Source organism: candidate division TA06 bacterium B3_TA06 (genome assembly GCA_005223075.1).
Classification (GTDB): Bacteria; Hydrothermota; Tepidihabitantia; order B3-TA06; family B3-TA06; genus B3-TA06.
The window spans coordinates 22,777-42,504 of the sequence record NJBO01000016.1 but is presented as its reverse complement, the minus strand read 5'-3'; the positions used below and the strand labels follow the sequence as shown (position 1 = coordinate 42,504).

The following is a 19,728-nucleotide window of genomic DNA, read 5'->3' as shown; positions in this document are numbered from 1 at the left end:
CTGCGCCTGCACCCCTGTCTGGCAACTATCTCTTGGCGCACCAACTAGAAAAACTTGACCTTTCTTCGTATCCGGGATATAATGAGCCTAAACCAAGGAGGATAAATGCGTGGACGTCGCGTGATTTTAAGTATGGTGGGAGCCGCGTTCGCAGTCTTGTGCTTCCCATTGAGCCTTTCCGCTGAAGAAGATGGAGCCTTTTCTAACTCCTACATCGTTAAGGCAGCGGATATTGAAGTCCTGGAGGATTTTGCCGCCCAACATGGGATTGAGGTTTCTCCGTTGATCACCTACCCCAATCCATCAAAGGAGACGATGGAGCTATTCGGCGACTCTTATGTGCTGACATTCCCGGACGAGTCAAAATCCGCGGCAGAAGACCGGATCCAGATGCTTGGAACCCTTCCAGGAGTTGCCTACGTTGAGCCTAACGCAAGGGTGTATCTTGCACCTGGCTGGGATGAAGAGCCGGTAGAAGATTTTTCGCCCTCGCAGGGCATGAACCCTGCTGATCCCTATACGCCCAACGACCCTCTTTACGATCAACAGTGGGACAAGCCGATCGCTGAAACCGACTGGGCCTGGAATACCTCCAAAGGAGAAGGTGTAATTATCGCCATAATAGACACCGGCGTTGACACCACCCACGAAGACCTGGTGGATAATCTTGTGGACGGCTACAACTTTGCCCTCAACAATACGAATGTTTGGGATGTTAAGGGGCATGGAACGACCGTCTGCGGCATGGCCGGAGCCAGAATGGATAACAATTTGGGGGTAGCCGGCACCGCAGGGCTTGCGTCCATCATGATGCTCAGAATAGCAGATAACAGTGGTGCGATGTATCTCAACTGGGCTGTGAACGCCGTAAACTACGCCGCTGACAACGGTGCAAAGGTGATAAGCATGAGTTTTATAGGTGGTGCCTACACGCCTTTTGAGACCGCACTCAACAACGCCTGGGAGCAGGGACTTTTCCTATGCGCCGGCGTTGGCAACTCCGGCAATACCAATGTAGGGTATCCTGCGGCGTATGAGCGGGTGATGGCGGTTGGGGCCTCAAACCAAGAGGATACCAGATTACCCCAATCCAATTATGGAGAGAAGGTCGACATCTTCGCGCCCGGAGGGTACTCGACCAAACGCGGCGGAGGCTACGGCGGCACATCGCTAACGTCGTTTACAACCCCGCAGATCGCCGGCCTGGCCGCGCTCCTCTTCTCCGCATACCCGCACGCCACACCACAGCAGGTCTGGGATAACATAATCCAGGGTGCCGACACCATAGACTCAGATGTTGGTAAGATCCTGCGCATGAACTCAAGAAATGCTGTAGAGATGGAGATTATAGCCGTTGAGGAGCGAAAACCGGAACCCATCGGTCTCTGGGCTGCAAGCGTTCAAAGCGGTGTTATCCGTTTTACTTACGACCTGCCTGCGTCTACTTCCTATAACCTGCGCATCTTTGACGTCACGGGCAGAGAACTTTATGCAGAGAGAGGCAGAACGGATACAAAAGGAGAGATCTCCTGCAATCCCGCTCTCGGTTCAGGCGTTTACTTCTGGCGGTTCAAGACATCTGAAGGGACAAGCTCAGGCAAGTTTGTCTACGTGAGGTAATTTTTTTGCCCCAGGCGAAAGCAAAGCGTTCGCTTGCTGATCCCGGTCAACACATCGTTACCATGCTAGAGGGGTTGACAAACTATATTTATCTAAGTATAATCGAGTTAAATCAAAACATCAGAAAGAGGGCGCAGGAGTAAGTTATGCCCGTTGAGGATCTAGAGGCCGGGAAGTTCCTGGAGCAAGCCCGTGTCGCCTTAAAGAAGGGTGAGGTGGACGCGGCACTAAAGTTAGCGATACAAGGGCTTGAGTGTTACCCTGAAGAAAAGGAAGGCGCGGAGCTCAACCGCATAGCCGCTGAGGCTTGTCGTCGTAAGGGACAGCTGGGGCGCGCACTTTCCTATGCAGAAATCGGCCTTGAGCATGCACACAGGAGCGGAGATCACCGCCTTTCATACAACAGCGCCGTTACCATGGGTAGCATCTTTTTCCGCATGAACAACTACGAGGCAGCCGACATGGCGTGGAGTGAGGCGCTTACCCTGGCCGGGGTGTATGGCGATACACGCCTTGAGGGTGTGGTGCTTTTGAACATGGCGATGCTTGACCAAAGACGGTGTAACCATATCCGTGCCCTTGATACCCTAAAGAAGGTTCGCGCTCGCTTTGAAAAGGTAAACGAGAGGCGTTTGCTCGCGGTCTGCTACAGCCGCATGGCTTTCTCCTTTATGCGGGAAGACAGCATCCAGGAGGCACTCGCAAGCGTTGAAAAGCTCGATGAGTTGGCAGAGCAAAAAGGCGACAGAGTTCTTAAGGCCAGTGCCCATTTCCGCAGGGGTTCAATATATCTGAAACAGGACGAGTTCCCCAATGCCCTTCCAGAACTCCAAAAGGCAAGCGAACTCTACAGAGAGGTTGGTGACGTCACAAACCTTGCCATGGTTTTATGCGACCTTGCCACAGTTTATCGCCATCTGGGTGAATTTGACAAGGTGGAGTTGCTGCTGAAGGAGGCCACCGGATTGGCCGAAGAGGTTCCTTCCCCGGCACTCACACACGTAATCACCCTGACGAGAGCGGAGACGGCTGCCTGGAAGGGTGACAAAGAAACAACCGCTCAGGGGTATCGAAAGGCGTTTGATCTTGCAGCAGAGATCAACAGCGCGGATTGTTTCCAGAGTTTGCATGAGAGTCTTCGCTCGGCTATCAGCGAGGTTGGATTAGATTTTCCCGGGCTCAGGCATCTGCTAACAAGGGCCCACGAAAGCTACCTCAGACTGGGGCTTAAGCGGGAAGCGGAAGAAACCCAGCGTTGGCTTTCCGAGATTCCCCTGTCAGACTGAAAAACCCCTAAAAACAAGGAGTAAGAAATGCACAAGCGCATAGCTTTGCTTCTTGGTGTAGTTGTGCTTCTTGGGCTTTTTGCAAGCCCTGTCTGGGCCGATTGCACCACGACCGACATCTACAACGCAGTCGCCCAATGGGCGAACGTCCCATGCGATCTGGTAACGGCCAACACACCACTGGACGGCTTGGGAGGCCGCTCCTGGCCCGAAGACGCACCACCTTTAATCAATCAAATCGAACAGATGTGCGGATGCACCATACCCCCGGATGTCTACGACACATTCGAAAGGGTTAGTGACATAGACGAGTGTGTGGGCCCCGACGACCTTAAGAAAACCTAGAGCCTCCCCTAAAGCCCTGTGGTGATTTTTTTTGACTGGCCTGCAAGCATAAACATAAAGGAGGCAAAAACCAAAACTTAAAAAGGATTAACCCAACCATAAAGTCTGTCAGGGACCCGCGCGAAGGCTGCGCCTCCGCGCGGCTTTTTAGATACCATCCTCTTCAGAATCAGGGTCAAACCCCGGCATATCCGCCAGGAGGGGTGTTCGTCATATCGGTCTCTCCTGATTCCAAAGGGAGGCTTGACAAATGAACAAATGATCATATAATCATGTCATGGAAGAGACAACCAAGATATTCAGGGCGCTCGCAGACTCCACACGGATGAGGATCATGCTTTTGGTATTGAAGCAGGAGCTGTGCGTATGCGAGCTGGAGAGTGTGCTTGGAATGGAACAGTCGCGTATCTCCCACGCTCTAAGAACATTACGGGACGCAGCTCTAATCGAGGAGCGCAGGGATGGGCGCTGGATATTCTACCGCGCCGCCGCCTCCCTTCCCCCATCTCTGTTTTCCTATCTTGAGGAGTCCGGGAGAGACGATGAGCAAACCTTGGCTGATAGCGAGAAGATGGCAAGACTCCTTGAATCCGAGGAGCCCGAGGGCAGGCGCTGCCCTCTTAGGGATCAATGAACTTCGTTAAAGAAAAGAAAGGAGAGAAGTAAGATGAGCGAAAAGCCCAGATTTATAATGTGCAACTGCACCGGTGAGTGCCCCGGTTTCAAGGACATGAACTTCTGGAAGCTTTTGAACTACGTGCGCAACGAGCTGGAGTCGGAATATGCTGTCATTCATCCGCAGCTCTGCGTTGATGACGGCGACCGCTTCCTTGAAGAGGTCCTGAAGCCAGGGGTTACCTATGTAATCGGCGGCTGTGATCCAAGGATGCAGAAGAAGATGTTCCGCGACCCGTTTGAGAAGAAAGGGATAGATTTTGCCAAGCAGGTGGTTGCCCTTGACCTTCGCAACATGACCACCGAAGAGGCGATGAAGAGGGTAACTGAAGCCTTTGAAGGCTTGAGCCCAAAGACCTAAAGGAGCATCAGAGATGGGATTTGGCGATATCCCAAGGGAGAAGATCCCCTGGCATCCAAGCATTGACTACGAGAAATGCACGAGCTGCCAGGAATGCTATAACTTCTGCAAGAACGAGGTTTTTGTCTGGGATGAGGCTTCCAATAGACCTGTTGTCGAAAACCTTCACAACTGCGTTCTAGGGTGCAGTGCTTGCGTCAACCTCTGTTCGGGTGAGGCGATCTCCTTTATGAGCCTTGCGGAGTTGCGCGAGACGATACGCAGGCTTCGGGCACAGGCCTCATAACACCCAGAAAGGAGAGAAGATGTCGAACCTCAAGATAGAGATATTCGGGCCAGGATGCCCCAAGTGCATGAACACGCAGGAGCTTTTTATGCGCGCCCTCAGTGAGATGAACCTTCCAGCCGACCTGAGGCACATATCCGACGTGGACGAGATGGTCAAGCGCGGCATTATGTCCACCCCTGCTGTGTTCATCAACGGCGACAAAGTAATCGAAGGCAAGGTGCCCACCATGCCGGAGGTTAAGAAGTTAATCAAGCAGAACCTGGAGTAACCGTTCCTCATGCAGAGCAAAGCGTTTATTGATAAGAAGCCTAAAGGCTTGGGGTTCTTCGAGCGCTATCTGACCGTCTGGGTTTTGCTCTGCATCGTGGCAGGCATCGGCCTTGGCAAGTTAGCACCCAGTGCGGCATCCTTCCTTGACGGACTCTCGATAAACGTGAACGGGGCGCCGGTGGTATCCATACCCATTGCGATCTGTCTCTTCTTTATGATGTATCCCATCATGGTTAAGATAGACTTCGGGAAGGTGCTTGCGGCAGGCAAGAACCTGAAGCCTGTCGGGCTCACGTTGTTCATCAACTGGGCGATAAAGCCTTTCACCATGTACGCAATCGCCATCCTGTTCCTGGGGGTTATCTTCCGCGGGCTTATCGGTCCCGATGCCATTGATTACGTGAAGATGCCTCTGGGACTCAACCTGCCGGTCGGTGCCGCCCACGGCGCGGGTACGGTTGTGCTGGTGGACGGGGTCAGGATGCTTGCCGTCCCATTGTGGCGAAGCTACCTTGCCGGGGCTATACTGCTGGGCATCGCTCCGTGCACCGCGATGGTGCTGGTGTGGGGGTATCTGGCCAAGGGAAACGACGCCCACACGTTGGTGATGGTGGCCATCAACTCGTTAACCATGCTTGCACTCTATGGACCTTTAGGTGGGTTCCTTTTGGGTGTTGGGCGTCTTCCCATCCCCTGGCAGGCACTCTTGCTCTCGGTGGGGATCTACGTGGCGCTGCCCCTGGCGGCAGGCTATGCGTCCCGCAAGCTGATCCTCCGGCTCAAGGGGGAGGACTGGTTCAACGCCCGGTTCGTGCCGGTGCTCACCCCGATAACCATCACTGCGCTCCTCGTTACCCTCGTGCTTCTCTTCAGCTTCAAGGGTGATGTCATCCTCACCAACCCCCTCACCATTCTCTGGATCGCCATACCCCTTTTTATCCAGACCAACCTCATCTTCTGGCTGGGCTACGGCCTGGCGAAGCTTCTCAAATTGAAATACGAGGACGCAGCTCCCTCGGCCATGATCGGTGCCTCAAACCACTTCGAGGTAGCCATCGCCACTGCAACGATGTTATTTGGACTTTCTTCAGGAGCAGCACTTGCTACGGTTGTGGGCGTGCTTATCGAGGTTCCGGTGATGCTTCTCTTGGTAAAGATTTCACTTGCCACAAAAAGCTGGTTTACAAGAAGCGCCTAGTGCAAGGATTTGTTTTAATCGCTATAACCCTTATTCGCCCCATGAGGGGTAAGGAGGAGACGAGATGAAGAAGAATACCATAATCCTCATAGTGGTCCTCGCCGCGTTGGCCGCGGCGGTGGTGGCAGTGGTTCTCATCAAGAACAGGAATAAGCAACGAGCAGCGCAGTCTGGTGTCGACACCCTTGCTCAGGAGGCAACCGCTCAGGAGCCATCCGATACCCTGGTTCAAACCGACTCCATGACCGGCGAGGTGGTTGCGGTAGCTCTGGAGCCGGAGCCGGACTATCTGGTGATGGTCAGCGGTCACAAGATAACCGAGGCGGATTTCAACGCCCGGCTGGGTAAATTGATGACCGAAGCACAGGAGACCGTTCGCAAGCACCCCAAGGGGTTTCTGGATCAATTGGTTACCGAGGAGCTTCTGGTTGCGGAAGCCGAACGGAGGGGCATGGGCAGCCGCGATGAAAAGGCCGCAGACGACCTCATCACCGCGCTCCAGCGTCAGGTGACCTCATCGGTTACCGTTTCGGACGCAGAGATTGAGGCTTACTACAACGAGCACAAGGCCGAGATGCAGGGGGCGAGCCTTGAGCAGGTCAGAGGCAACATCGAGACCTTCCTGGGAAATCAAAAGAAGACCAAGGCGATGGATGATCTTATCTCCTCCTTGATGGCGTCGGCTCAGATCTCATGGAACAAGCAGTGGCTTGCCCGTCACACCGCGGACGATCCCCTGAATCGCGCACTGGTAACCGGACGTCCGGTGCTTGCAGACTTCGGCAGAGGAACCTGCATACCATGCAAGAAGATGCTGCCCATACTTACGGCACTCAAGAAGGAGTATGCGGGCAGGGCAGAGGTGCTTATCATAGACATAGACGAGCACATGGAGCTTACCCGGTCGATAGGCATCCGGGTCATCCCCACCCAGATATTCTACGACGCGCAGGGCAGCGAGGTTGCGCGCCACGTGGGATTCATGGGCAAAGAAGAGATTATCACTCAGTTTAACTCCATGGGTGTTGATTGATGGAAGGATTGCTTGGCAACGTCGAGCAGTGGATAAATAACGCGCCCGCACTGGCATTCCTTGGTGTGTTCATCGGAGGTATCATTTCCTCCACCAGTCCCTGCGTGCTGGCTCTGATACCCCTCTCCATCGGCTATGTTGGAGGCTACGCCGAGGGTTCCACCCGGAAGGCTATCTTCTACAGCCTCATGTTCATGCTCGGACTTACCGCGACCTTCGTGATTCTGGGCGGTATCGCCGCCTACGTGGGCGGTCTTTTTGGCCTTCAAGGAAGGGTGTGGTATTTTATCCTTGCCGGTGCCGCGTTCCTTGTTGGACTTAACCTCGTCGGTCTTTTGAAGTTCGAGCTTCCCTGGCTAAAGCGGATAAAGGTCAAAAAAACCGGGATCTGGGGCGCTTTGCTATTGGGATTTCTCTTCGGAATCGCCTCCTCGCCGTGTGCTGCCCCGATACTTGCCCTTATCCTTGCCTTTGCCGCCACCACCAAGAACATCCCCTACGGGATGGGGCTTTTATTGACATACGCTGTTGGCCACTGGGTGCTGGTGTTCGCCGCCGGGGTATCCACCGCGTTCGCCCAGAAGCTCATCTCATCAGAAAAAACCGAGAGGGTCAACCGGATCATCAAGCTCGTGGCCGGGATACTGCTGTTCGGAGTGGGGCTTTATTTCATCTATCTGGGTGTTTAGAGCTGCGTGGTCTTTTTGGAAAAGGAGCGAGATTTGAGAATTCCCTCCCCCTCGATGGGGGAGGGTTAGGGTGGGGGTGAATTACACCCTACGTTGTAGCTTCATCGTGTCGCGTGAGCTCCAAACGAGGATTAGTTCTTTTCTTTATCATGAATCACCCTCCCCCTACCCCCTCCCATCAAGGGAGGGGAGTTTAGACTAAACCGATAATCTTAAAGGAGACGGATATGTCTGATCTTAAGATAGAGGTATTCGGGGCGGGATGTGCAAAGTGCCGCAAAACCCAGGAGTTATTCATGCGGGCATTGAGCGAGATGGGAATCGCCGCCGATGTGCAGCATATCACCGACATGAATGAGATGATAAACCGGGGGGTGATGTTTACCCCGGCGGTGTTCATCAACGGGGAAAAGGTTATCGAAGGCAAGGTGCCCACCCTGCCCGAGGTCTTCTCCCTTCTCCGAAACGCAGGCGCAGGCCCTTAGTAAAAGTTCATCCGGGCCGGTCGCCAACCGAAGGACATAAGGCGGGCAGTGTTACGGGCCGCCTCTTGACAGCGCCTGGAATACCGATATAGTCAACACGGACTAAGGAGGCAAGATGAGCAGGTGGACAGTTCTCCGTGGGATGCTGGCAGGAGCGGTGATACTTGCTCTGCTGGCTCAATCGGCTCTTTATGGAGAGGAATCCTGCAACGAGTTCATAGTAAAGACGCAAGACGCACAGGCGCTGCACAACTTCGCCCCCGATCATGATCTTGAGCTTCGCCCGCTGATCACCTATCCCAACCCATCGGCAAAGGTTATTGAACGATTTGGATGCTACTGGCTCGCGTCGGCTCAAGACAGCGAGCGAACTGAAAATCTGCTCCACAGATTAGAGGACCTGTCCGGCGTGGAGTTCGTCGAACCGAACCTTCTCCAACACATCGAGTTTGCAGAATCCCGATCGGACGCAACCCCAATCCTGCCGGACACGTTTCATCATCCCTACACCCCAAACGACCCGATGTTTCCGCAGCAGTGGGACAAGATAATCACCGAAACCGACTGGGCATGGAACCTTACAACTGGTGAAGGCGTAGTTATTGCGATACTTGACACCGGCGCTGACACTGACCATGAGGATTTACAGGCCAACCTCGTGCCTGGATATAACTTCGTTGATGACACCAGCGATATCGAGGATGACTACGGGCACGGGACCCACGTGTCGGGAATCGCCGCGGCAAAGATCGACAACTCCAAGGGGATAGCCGGGATGGCCGGGAACGCCTCGATCATGCCCTTAAAGGTTGCCGACAGCGGCGGGGATTATACGAACGCGGATCTTGCCCAGGGGATTATCTATGCGGCGGACAACGGCGCAGATGTCGTCAATATGAGCCTGGGCGGAACCCATTCTCAGGTGCTCGAGGACGCGGTGAACTACGCGTGGGGCCAGGGGCTTTTCTTGTGCGCGGCAGCAGGCAACAAAAGGGAAGAAAGATCGGATTACCCTGCCGCCTACGAGCACGTTGCCTCTGTTGGAGCCACCACATCCGGGGATTCAAGGTGGCAGTTCTCAAACTACGGGGAGAGCGTGGCGATATTTGCGCCGGGTGGGGGCTACGAGGGTATCCTCTCGACCGAGAAGGGCGGCTACTACGGGTGGCGCGACGGAACCTCGATGGCCTGCCCCCAGGTCGCGGGTCTGGCGGCTTTGATCGCGAGCGTATATCTTGAATACACCAATCAAGACGTATGGGACAAGATGATCGCCTCGGCAGACACCATCCCTTTTAGCCATGAGCTGAGGATAAACTCACGGGTCGCGCTCGACGTGGTTGAGGTTGCTGAGGACAGGGGAAACAGTTTAAAGATTCGCTGCGCTGAAATCCAAAAAGGTCGAATCAGCTTCGCTTACCGCGTCTCTGAGTTGAGAAATTACACCCTTCGCATCTTTAACGCCGCGGGACGGGAAGTTTACTCAAACGACGGGGAGATACCCCCAGGAGGACGAATCGAATGCGATGCAGGAGTCTCCTCAGGCGTCTACTTCTGGGAGCTTAGGACCGCCGTTGGGGCCGGATCGGGAAGGTTCGTTTATCTACACTAATTACCTTCTAATGACCGGGGACCCCGAAGAACAGGTGTACCCGAAGGTGGAGTGGTGAACATTAAAGAGAATATCCTTGATCTTATAGGGGACACCCCAATTGTATATCTGAAGAAGTTCGGTGCAGGCCTCGATGCCGCCATTGCCGCCAAGCTGGAGATGTTTAATCCATACAGCGTCAAGGACCGGCCGGTATCCTACATGATCGCCGCGGCAGAGCAGGAAGGAAAGATCAATAAAGATAGCACCATAATCGAGGCCACATCTGGAAACACCGGGCTGGCATTGGCGTTTATCTGTGCAATAAAAGGCTACAGGCTTACGATCTGCATGTCCGAGATCCAATCACAGGAACGCAAACAACTGCTGCGGGCATTAGGAGCACAACTCGAGCTTACCCCGGCCAGCAAGGGGACAAAAGGAGCCAAGGAAAGGGCGCTTCAATTACTCAAGAAGATTCCCAACTCCTTCTACATCGAGCAACATGCAAACCCCGCGAACCCCCGTGCACACTCCGAGACCACCGCAGAGGAACTCTGGCGCGACACCGACGGCAGGATAGACATCCTGGTGGCAGGCCTCGGCACCACCGGGACGCTTATGGGCACGGCCCAGGTGATAAAGCCGCGCAAGCCGTCCTTTAAGGTCGTGGGAGTGGAGCCGGAGATAGCACCTATGATCTCGGCCGGCATATTCAAGCCCCACCGACAGGCAGGAACCAGCCCGGGGTTCGTGCCAAAGATTCTCAAACGAGAACTGCTGGACGAGGTAATCACCGTATCTGAGCAAGACGCCTTTGCCGCCTGCCGGGAGCTTGCATTGAGAGAAGGTATACTTGCCGGAATCACTTCAGGCATGACTGCTTTCGCCGCACGGGAACTCGCCAGACGTCCTGACAACAAGGGCAAACTGATCGTCTGCGTCTTCGCCGACTCAGGCGAGCGGTATCTCAGTGTGGAAGGACTATATTGATGCTCCTTTTGCCCACAGGGCAAAGATCGCAGAAAGATCTGAAGGCTGTCGGGGCTACTTGACAACCTTAGAGGAATGCGTATATTTATAATGAAGCTAACGATCAAACATAAGGAGGTTTCGATGCTGTACATAACTAACGCAAGTTGGATGAAGGCCGACCCTCCGTTCGTCCGACCCTAGCCGACCCTAGATAGACCACAAATAACCAGGCGTTCGGGGGGAGTTCTAAGGGACGCTGCCTTAGTCCAATACGTTTCCAATAAAATCTGGAACTGTAAGTCTCTTAATTGAGTTACTTGTGACAACACCTGGAGGAAAGAGTTGAACGAAGAAAATTTTCCGGTTGTTAAACCAACCGAGACGGAGAAAAAAATCTGGGTAAGGCTGCGTCCACGCAAGACCGGCGGACTGGTTCGCAACAAGGCGTTCCGCTTCCGAGATTGTGTGGACTGGGACGGCTGGTATCGGAAGCCTTGCAAGCTCAACCCTGACGACTGGGAGCGTTCAATAATGGCCGGTTGCCGGGGCGAGTGGTTCGCGCACGTGGTCCAGGGCAGGCAGCGAGTCCTTGACGTTGGCTGCGGATTCGGGTTTCCCTCCTTTTATCTCGCCCGGTACGGCCACGAGGTGGTAGGGGTTGATCCGTCACCTTCGGAGATCGCCACCGCCCGGGCCATCGCAGAACGAATGGAAAACCCCGGCACCCGTAACACCCGGTTCGAAGTGATCGAAGAAAACAATCTGCCCTTCGAGGATAACTCCTTCGACGCTGCCACCTTGTGCACCTCCCTGGAATGCATGGGCGATCCTGAAGCCATCCTTGCAGAAGTCAAACGGGTGCTCAAGCCAGGATCACCTGTCGCTATAGAAGAGGAAGACCGCCCCGTAACACACCAACTCAGTCCCGTATGGGAGAAGGCTTCATGGGCATTCTTCACCGATGAAATCTGGCTGTGGTACGAGTTAAGAATCACAGAACCCCATGTTGACCGCCGCTACATGCTGCGGCTTGATATGAAAGGAAAGGTCGCCCACAAGCTACAGCCGGTTATGGAATCTGTCCTTTCCAAGAAAAAAGGTATGCCGGTTACGGACTTTGAAAAGGTCAATATTGGATTTGATGAGGCGTTGGCAGAGATCGTTGACGGTGAATACTCAGAGGCACGCGGCTACGATCCTGTGAGTCTCAAGGATCTTCTTGAAAGGATGGGCTTCACCGACCTTCGCTTCTTCGCTAAACCCGATGGAGCGGAGTTCGCGAAATCGCTTGAGAAGGATAGACTGCTTGAGAAGATGCCTGATGACGTTCGGGGCATCCTGCGTGCGCTGGTGCGGTCAGTGCCAACCATCGAAACCCCGGTTTGGGGTATGGTTTCGTGCCGGGTTCCCAACGCCCGTAACACCCACACCCGGAAAGGAGAGCGAAGTGGCGAACAAAAGTAGGCGAAAGCAGGGCGCGGGGTTCCTCATCGCTGTGTTATTTTTGGGAGGTCTCGCGCTTGCCCGGAAGAACGTATCCGATCCCTCCTCCTGGGGCGTATCCGACACGGTGATGCTTAAGGATACGACGATCGTTCTGAACGAAAACCTGACCGTTCATCCCGGCGGCAGCTTGACCCTTGACCATGTCACGCTCAAGATGAACGTAGGAGAGGACGGTCAGTACCGCATCGAGGTAGACTCAGGCGCGGCCATGTTCGTACGCAACGGTTCGGTGATCACCGACGGCGACGATGACGACGATTCATTGCCCTGCTATTCCAAGGGCAACGCCCGGTTTTGCTTCGTCGTCAGGCAAGGCGCTTTATTCGAGATGAGGCAGAGTGAGCTTCACGAGTGCGGCTTTGCAAGCGAGGATTGGAGCGATCGCGGACTTTACATCGAAGCGGATAATCCTGTGATCGAGGGAAACAGGATAACCCGCAACTTCCAGGGCATCTTCCTTTACTCGGTTGTTGGTGCGCGACTTGTTGACAATCAGATAGACAGCAACTCACGCGGGGTGTGCCTACATACCTCCAAGCACGATACGCTGATCGGAAACAGCATAAGCTACAACTACGGGACAGGCCTGATGCTGGATTCGGCTGATTCCAACGTGGTAGATTCCTGTGTCGTTATCGGCAACTCACGCGCGCCCGATGAATGCGGAAGCCTCTATCTGTGGGATGCCGATTACAACCGGATAACCAATTGCACCATCAACAGGAGCTTTCGCCGGGGCCTTCTGGTGTTCGGCAGGTGCCTTCATAATACCATCAAGGCCAATACGATCAAAGGAAACGGCTGGGAAGGGATATTCCTGGCAGATTCGGCCTGCCACAATGTGATCGAGGACTGCGTGATCTGCGACAACGTCCTTGGCGGCGTCAACATCGCAACATCTCCTGCGAGGGAGGCAATCCCTGTTCATTACGGACACCGCAACACAATCAAAAACTGCATAATCGGCAACAACCACAGCGTAGGCATAAGGCTTGGCCACCTCTCCGACTCCACCGTAATCGAAGGCACGAGGATCGTCGGTAACCGATACGGCATCCTCATAGACTCCACCTCGACCGGCAACCGGATAACGGGCAGCGATATAGCCGAAAGCGCCGTTCACGGGGTGTATATCATTCGTAACTCCTCAGCTACAATCGAGGATTGCAACCTTTCCAGCAACGGCGGAGACGGAATACGAAGTGAAGAAGGTTCCTACTTGATCGCTGCCTACAATAACATAACCGACAATCGAGGCTACGGGGCTTGCAATACCGACAGCACGGTGACTGTGGATGCAAGGCACAACTGGTGGGGTTCGGCAGCCGGTCCAGGCGATGGAGTAAGCGAACTGGTTCTTTATAAACCGTGGCTGAGGGAACCTGCGGGAGAGGTGTATCAAGCCGAGTAATGGTGTACGGGAAAGCGGTTGTATTTCATTCTCGTAGGGGATGACATCCAGGTCAGCCCGGACTTCAAACGGGTCGACTTACGAGAAAGCGTAGGGGCCGACCTTTAGGTCGGCCCGTGAGAGGGTTTATCTGTCATCCCACAAAAGTATCTCATAGACCTCCTCAACACCGATTTCTTGAGTGAGGTCATTATTAAAAATCCCAACAAGCTTATTGCTCACTCTTGCAAGCCTCTCCAGCTTTTTCCTCAACGCTGACAAATTGTCTCGGTGACGATATATCCAAAACTGATGAAGCACCTCGTTTATCCCTTTATATAGATTGAAATCCACCAAATCTATCATTAACCCCGCTTCCATTGCGTCATAAAATCTGAGAGACTTGCAAAACTTCTCAAGTTCTTTCATCTCCTTCCTACTACGTTTCTTATCGGCCTTCATCCACGTAATCTTCACAAACACAAGCCACTTGAGTAGGTTCTCGATAAAGCTGTACATCAGGATTATCGAAGGGTTGACAAACCGGAATCAGCACTATAATCTCATGTAGACGCTAAACCGAAAACTGCTCGCTTCGACGAGCGAGAGGAGGCGAAACACAAATAAAACCCCGCAATAAAAACCAAGCTAGAGTTGGTGGATTACGATCAACCTTAGGAGGAGATGCAAAATGAGAAAGTCATGTTTCCAGTGGCTATGTTTTGCCACATTGCTGCTGCTGATTGGAGCAGTAGAGGTAGCAGCGTTTGAGCCGATGCGCGGCTACTGCCTGGAGACCCCGCACGACCCCACAATCTGGGACGGAAAGGCGACCAACTGGGAGGAGTGGGCATGGGCCGGCAGGTTCCCGAACTGGTTCAACGACGGCACCTATCCCAATGCCGGCTTCTTCTATCACGAACACAAACACGGATGGCAGGCGGTAAGCTCCTCAGGACATACAGCATTCTATCCAGGCGTTGTCTACTTCCTCGCTCATGACATAGAGGGAGAGCCGCCGCCAAGTGATCTTTCGATGTTCCGGCAGAGAGACGACAATGACTGGAACGTTGCGGAGTTTACGTTTGAAGGTATAAACGTAAAGGCCTGGATATTCGGCGGAGACGATGCTGAAAACGATACCGCATGGATAAAACTCTCCGATGGACTTGAAAATAGCCACCTGATCCCTGAAGTCGGCGGTAACAACCTCATAAACGACGCTGAAATGAGCTTCATAGTCAGGGTCTACGACGATCCAACCACTGATGTGCACTGGTTCCCGGGTAACCCCGAGCCAGGCGACCCTGGCTGGGACTGGTCGGAGTACTACGGGGTATTCGGAAGCTACGGGTTCAACAACTCCTTCTTTACCACCGGCCTGGATCCACGAGCAGGATACGAGGGCGACAACGAGGTCTACGAGTGGGCGTTCTACTGGGGACATCCTGGTGACGAGGTTCATCCTGAGCCTGACACGGTGTGGCTGCCGCAAGGTCCTGCCGAGCCGGTCCTGGATTCGTTGGAGATACTCATAATAGTCATCGACCCTCCAAAGGACGTTCTCATCTTCATAGCCCCCAACTGGTGGATACATTTCTGGCTGCACTTCGACTATCCCCCCTACGAGGTGGACTGCTTCCCCTCCCAGGATGTATTCATCGCTCATAATGATACGGTGGAGGTCAACTACTATATCCGCAATATGGGGCTGGAACCCGACAACTACACAGCGACAACTAGCGATACCAAGCACTGGTGGCTGGAACCCGCCGACTACAACTTCCCGCTGGCAAGCGAGGACTGGATAATCCTTCCAGTCAGGGTAGCCTTGCCCCTCGACTGTCTGGCAGTAATGCAGCAAGAGATAGTGGATACTGTGATTATGACCGTGCAGTCGTTGAGCGATGAGACCGTTGTGCGGGCCGGCTCGCTGACGGTTACGATCGAGGAGATCGGTATCGGAGAGCAGGAGTTCAAGACCCCGACCGCATACCGGCTCACCCAGAACTCCCCCAATCCATTCACGATCTTCACCACCGTCTCTTACCAGCTCCCCAGGGAGAGCGAGGTTAGCCTCGTGATCTACGATGCTTCAGGTCGGGCGGTGCGAACACTGGTAAGTGGAAGAAAAGATGCTGGCTATCACACTGTTTCCTGGGACACTCGCAATGGCTCAGGCAAGGCGGTTCCGGCCGGAGTCTACTTCTGCAAGTTCGAGGCAGGTGATTATCGAGAGATAAGGAAGATGATCCTACTTAAATGATGCTCCCTTTCTCCGAAGGTGACGTGTGCCCTTTAGGGTAAAGGATCGCAAGGGAAAGCGTAGGGGCCGACCGCAAGGTCGGCCCCCGAGAGTATTTATCCGTCACCCCACAAAAGTATCTCATAGACCTCTTCAATGCCAATTTCTTGAGTGAGGTCATCAAAAATCCCAACAAGCGTATTGCTCACTCTTGCAAGCTTCTCCAGCTTTTTTCTTAACACTGACAAATTGTCTCGGTGACGATATATCCAAAATTGATGAAGCACGTCGTTTCGCTCTTTTCTCACATCGTTTATCCGTTTATATAGATTAAAATCCACCAAATCAATCATTAAACCCGCCTCCAATGCATCATAAAATCTGAGATGTTTGCAAAACTTCTCGAGTTCTTTCATCTCCTTCCCGCTAAGTTCCTTATCGGCTTTCATCCACATGATCTTCACAAAGACAAGCCACTTGAGCAGGTTCTCGATGAAGCTGTACATCAGGATTATCGATTGGAAATATTTGTCTTTTTTACGTTCGTTTAGCGTGCGGTTGATCTCGTCAGCGACCTCATTTATTGCTTGGGGCATGTCAACGTATTGTTTATGTCTCGATTTCTTGCTCATTAGAGCTCCTCCTTTATTCTGCTTATGCTATTCACTTTGAGATGCTTGTCAACAGACCTTCAGAGAAAGCAGTAGGGCTAGCTTTCGCCAGCCCCTTAAATTTTTTATCTCCCCGGGGCCCCGCGGCGGAACGGAGTGCCGCCGTGGGGTGCATATCCGGGGTCCCCGCGGGAGAGCGAAGCTATCCCGTGGGGTATTAAAACGTCGTCCCGCTTGACCAGTTGAAGTCGGCAACCAGCACCGAGGGAAGCATCATTGCCCCGCCGCGGCGCTCCGCTGTCCCAAGTGACGCCGGATTGCGAAGAAATCGCATCGGGGAGTCGTTGAACCGCATGTTCTTTACCGCGCACTTGATCTTACCGTTCTCTACCAAAAACAACCCGTCGCGGCTGGTCCCGGTAAGGATCAACTCCATCGGGTTCACGTACCGGATGTACCATAAGTGCATCACGAGCAGCCCGCGGTCTATGCGCTTAATCATCTGATCCAGACTCCTGCTGCCGCCGAGCATAGAGAAGTTAAACGAGGGCGAGACAAGTGGTATACGCTGCTTCTTTGCCCAGTAACGCATGCACCAGAGGTTAGTAAGCGTCCCCTCCTGGATGAATACCGCCTCTTTGCGGGCCACACCGTCGTTGTAGAGATCGATAGGGTTTCCTGGATTCGTCGGGTTCTGCGGGTCTGCGACCATCGAGATCTTTTTTGACAGTATCTTCTTGCCGAGCTTATCGGCAAAGAAGCTTCGTCCTTCGTCTGCGGCGCGGCGATCCATCTGGTATACCACAAAGGGTATCATCTCACTGAAGGCTCGGGCGGTGAAGAGTGTCTTGTAGCGGCCGGGCTTGATCTCCTTTGGGTTACGGGTCATCTCCGCGGTACGGAACGCCTCGATGGCCAAAGCCTGAGGGTTGATAGCAGCGAGATCCTCCTCCTCGGCCACGGCCGAGCCAGCCGAGTTTTCGGTACGGACGGTTATGGAGAACTCGGCCTGGGTCCAGCGGTGCTCGCCAAAAAGTCCGTCGGTATTGGCCACGAAGACGGCGTAGTCGCCTGTCCTGTAGATGCCTGCCGCTTTCATCTTGCGCGAGGCGGCCTCAGCGGTTACCTCGCGGATCACCCTGGCCTTGGCGTCCACGGAGAGCTCGGTCGTCTGAGGGAAGAACCGCTCTATCTTGAGGTAGCGCTGGCTGCGGGGTAAGCCGATGAACTCGGGGTCTTCGGGAGAGGCTTTAGCAGCCGCCTCGGCCCTGCGCAGGGCGGAAAGCACGCCGCGCGAGGAGACATCCGAGGTCTCGGCCGATCCTCTCCGACGACCCATTACCGCGGTCATGTAAAGGCGAATACGGTGGCGGGTGGTGTTCTGGGTGATATGATTCTCGGCGAAGCGGGAAAGGTTCTCATTCTCGATATTAAGATAAAGGCTTGCTTCCTCTGCCTCCTTCTGTTTGGCCACGCGTTCTATGGTTTGCTTTAGCCAATCGGTGTTCATTTCTTCCCCCTTGAAACACGGATTCCGCGCACCCTGATCCACGGTCCGCCGTTGGTCATCTGGGCTACCTGCATGGGCTCACCCTTGCCGCAGGTTCTAAAGCCCCTGGGTTCCCAGTATTTCTTACCACTGATGCTGTCCACCGCACCCCAGAACTCCGGGGTGATCGACTGGTAAAGGACGTCGCGCAGCATCCTCGTCTTCTTGCCGTTGCGAATCTCGTAGAACAGATCTCCGCCGAACTGGAAGTTGAGCCGCCGCTGATCGATTGACCAGCTTCCTCTGCCTTCGATCCAGACGCCCCTCTTGACGTCCGCCGCAAGATCCTCAGGCGAGATGCTCTTATTCGCCGGCTTCAAACAAAGGTTGGGGATGCGGTTGATTGGCATGGAGACGTAGCTGTCGGCACGGGCAGAGCCGAAGGAGCGCTTGTATCCGGCAAGTGGCGCCACCTCGCGCGTGGAGCTGTAGTTTTTGAAGATACCGTTGCGGATAATGTCCCATAGCTGACAGACCACCCCCTCGTCGTCGTATCCGGTGGAGGCAAGCCCGCCCGCAAGGGTGTTGTCGGCCACGAAGTTGATGATCTCCGAGCCGTAGCGGAACTTGTCCGCTTTCTTGTCCAGCGTTACAAAGCTCGTGCCTGCAAAGTTTGCCTCGTATCCAAGCACCCTATCCAGCTCGGTCGCGTGACCTACCGACTCGTGGATGGTCAAGGAGAGGTGGGTGGGGTCAAGGATCAGATCCATCTTGCCTTCGTCCGGATAAGCGGCAGAGAGCTTGGCCACCGCCTCCTCTGCAATGCGCTGTGCGTTGGCCTCAAGCTTCTGCGCCACGATGTGCTCCCAGCCCTTGTTAAGTGGATAGTCCTGAAAGCTACGTGTCTGGCTGTCACCCTTGCTCACCGCGGTTGCCATGTAGAAGGCGTTGACCGTGGTTATAAGCGTCTCGATTGCCGAACCTTCGGTAGAGGCGAAGAACTGGTGGCGCCGGGTGACACGGGTATTCGCAAGCGTTTTGACGATCCCCTTGACCCCGAGCATGATTTCGTTTATTCGAAGTAGCATGGCCAACTTGTCTTCTATGGGTATCGAGAAGGGATCAATCTGGAGCTTGGTCTCGAAGCGATCCTTGTGGACGGGTTCGGCGGCCAGCCTTACCCTATCCTTGCCAACGGTAAGGGCAGAGGCCTTGGCGACCGTGACCGCTTCACGCGCGACCTTCTCCGCCGAGCGCTTGTCATGGCGGCTTATGGAGGCGAATCCCCACGCGCCGTCCTTTAGAACACGCACCCCGATGCCTGCGTCTGTGACATCATGAATCGACTTCGGTGAAAGGTCCTGGACGTATATCTCCTGGTCGCGGATGGTAAGCACCCGGGCGTCGGCGTAGTCGGCCCCGGCGAGCCTGGCGGTCTCCACTGCCCGCTCGGTCAATTCCTTCATAAGTCCTCCTTATCTACAAACCCATGGGACCACGGTGTTTGCCTCGGCTGGAGGGGTTGATCCCAGAGATGCATAATTTATAACACCTATTATACTCCTAAATACAGGTTTGTCAAGAGGTTAGGAGTGTAAGCTGCGCGTGACTGTAACATAGAGAGCACCCTCCTTTTTCCCCACGTGAACGCAAACCGTTCCCGCGGGGAC

The 19,728-nt window shown here is 54.2% G+C and carries 20 protein-coding genes; 16 read left to right on the top strand and 4 right to left on the bottom strand.

The features are described 5' to 3' along the window. Positions 1-105 precede the first annotated feature (105 nt). From CEE36_09220 to CEE36_09150, 15 genes are all read left to right on the top strand, one after another. Positions 106-1,620 carry a hypothetical protein gene (locus tag CEE36_09220; protein TKJ40913.1) on the top strand — a complete coding sequence of 505 codons (1,515 nt, stop codon included), beginning with the start codon at positions 106-108 and terminating at the stop codon, positions 1,618-1,620. A 146-nt stretch (positions 1,621-1,766) separates the two neighbouring features. Next, positions 1,767-2,906: a hypothetical protein gene (locus CEE36_09215; GenBank protein ID TKJ40912.1), complete on the top strand. Its 1,140-nt coding sequence runs from the start codon at positions 1,767-1,769 to the stop codon at positions 2,904-2,906. A 27-nt stretch (positions 2,907-2,933) separates the two neighbouring features. Then, on the top strand, positions 2,934-3,251 hold the full coding sequence (locus CEE36_09210) for a hypothetical protein (GenBank protein ID TKJ40911.1): 318 nt from the start codon (positions 2,934-2,936) through the stop codon (positions 3,249-3,251). 277 nt (positions 3,252-3,528) lie between these two features. Next, the gene (locus CEE36_09205; protein ID TKJ40910.1) at positions 3,529-3,885 is read left to right on the top strand and encodes a transcriptional regulator; all 357 of its coding nucleotides are present in this window, start codon (positions 3,529-3,531) and stop codon (positions 3,883-3,885) included. A 33-nt stretch (positions 3,886-3,918) separates the two neighbouring features. Further along, the gene (locus tag CEE36_09200; protein TKJ40909.1) at positions 3,919-4,287 is read left to right on the top strand and encodes a hypothetical protein; all 369 of its coding nucleotides are present in this window, start codon (positions 3,919-3,921) and stop codon (positions 4,285-4,287) included. A 13-nt stretch (positions 4,288-4,300) separates the two neighbouring features. After that, on the top strand, positions 4,301-4,573 hold the full coding sequence (locus CEE36_09195) for a 4Fe-4S ferredoxin (GenBank protein TKJ40908.1): 273 nt from the start codon (positions 4,301-4,303) through the stop codon (positions 4,571-4,573). 19 nt (positions 4,574-4,592) lie between these two features. Then, positions 4,593-4,844, top strand: coding sequence for a thioredoxin family protein (locus CEE36_09190; protein ID TKJ40907.1), 252 nt, complete (start codon positions 4,593-4,595; stop codon positions 4,842-4,844). Positions 4,845-4,853: 9 nt separating this feature from the next. After that, positions 4,854-6,044 (top strand): arsenical-resistance protein, encoded by a 1,191-nt coding sequence (gene arsB / locus CEE36_09185; GenBank protein TKJ40906.1) that lies wholly within the window; start codon positions 4,854-4,856, stop codon positions 6,042-6,044. 649 nt (positions 6,045-6,693) lie between these two features. After that, complete coding sequence (locus CEE36_09180; GenBank protein ID TKJ40914.1) at positions 6,694-7,077, top strand: thiol reductase thioredoxin; 384 nt, start codon at positions 6,694-6,696, stop codon at positions 7,075-7,077. Further along, complete coding sequence (locus CEE36_09175) at positions 7,077-7,766, top strand: thiol:disulfide interchange protein (protein TKJ40905.1); 690 nt, start codon at positions 7,077-7,079, stop codon at positions 7,764-7,766. The genes CEE36_09180 and CEE36_09175 overlap by 1 nt, the downstream gene beginning before the upstream one ends. 227 nt (positions 7,767-7,993) lie before the next feature. After that, positions 7,994-8,251: a thioredoxin family protein gene (locus CEE36_09170; GenBank protein TKJ40904.1), complete on the top strand. Its 258-nt coding sequence runs from the start codon at positions 7,994-7,996 to the stop codon at positions 8,249-8,251. A 115-nt stretch (positions 8,252-8,366) separates the two neighbouring features. Further along, on the top strand, positions 8,367-9,863 hold the full coding sequence (locus tag CEE36_09165; GenBank protein ID TKJ40903.1) for a hypothetical protein: 1,497 nt from the start codon (positions 8,367-8,369) through the stop codon (positions 9,861-9,863). A 51-nt stretch (positions 9,864-9,914) separates the two neighbouring features. Next, complete coding sequence (gene cysK, locus CEE36_09160) at positions 9,915-10,835, top strand: cysteine synthase A (protein TKJ40902.1); 921 nt, start codon at positions 9,915-9,917, stop codon at positions 10,833-10,835. Positions 10,836-11,159: 324 nt separating this feature from the next. Continuing rightward, positions 11,160-12,281: a hypothetical protein gene (locus CEE36_09155; GenBank protein TKJ40901.1), complete on the top strand. Its 1,122-nt coding sequence runs from the start codon at positions 11,160-11,162 to the stop codon at positions 12,279-12,281. After that, positions 12,082-13,734 (top strand): hypothetical protein, encoded by a 1,653-nt coding sequence (locus CEE36_09150; GenBank protein TKJ40900.1) that lies wholly within the window; start codon positions 12,082-12,084, stop codon positions 13,732-13,734. Before CEE36_09155 ends, CEE36_09150 begins: the two co-directional genes overlap by 200 nt. 126 nt (positions 13,735-13,860) lie before the next feature. Here the strand turns inward: CEE36_09150 and CEE36_09145 are convergent, their stop codons facing one another. Next, positions 13,861-14,232, bottom strand: coding sequence for a hypothetical protein (locus CEE36_09145; GenBank protein TKJ40899.1), 372 nt, complete (start codon positions 14,230-14,232; stop codon positions 13,861-13,863). A gap of 172 nt (positions 14,233-14,404) precedes the next feature. On the opposite strand from CEE36_09145, the gene CEE36_09140 reads away from it, so the two are divergent. Beyond that, positions 14,405-15,979 carry a hypothetical protein gene (locus CEE36_09140; protein ID TKJ40898.1) on the top strand — a complete coding sequence of 525 codons (1,575 nt, stop codon included), beginning with the start codon at positions 14,405-14,407 and terminating at the stop codon, positions 15,977-15,979. 95 nt (positions 15,980-16,074) lie between these two features. Here CEE36_09140 and CEE36_09135 read toward each other — a convergent pair whose 3' ends face one another. The 3 genes from CEE36_09135 to CEE36_09125 form a co-directional block, all read right to left on the bottom strand. Next, a complete protein-coding gene (locus tag CEE36_09135) occupies positions 16,075-16,590 on the bottom strand; it encodes a hypothetical protein (protein ID TKJ40897.1) in 516 nt (171 codons plus the stop codon). A 196-nt stretch (positions 16,591-16,786) separates the two neighbouring features. Further along, a complete protein-coding gene (locus CEE36_09130) occupies positions 16,787-18,079 on the bottom strand; it encodes a hypothetical protein (protein ID TKJ40896.1) in 1,293 nt (430 codons plus the stop codon). After that, a complete protein-coding gene (locus CEE36_09125) occupies positions 18,076-19,524 on the bottom strand; it encodes a hypothetical protein (protein ID TKJ40895.1) in 1,449 nt (482 codons plus the stop codon). Before CEE36_09125 ends, CEE36_09130 begins: the two co-directional genes overlap by 4 nt. Positions 19,525-19,728 lie beyond the last annotated feature (204 nt).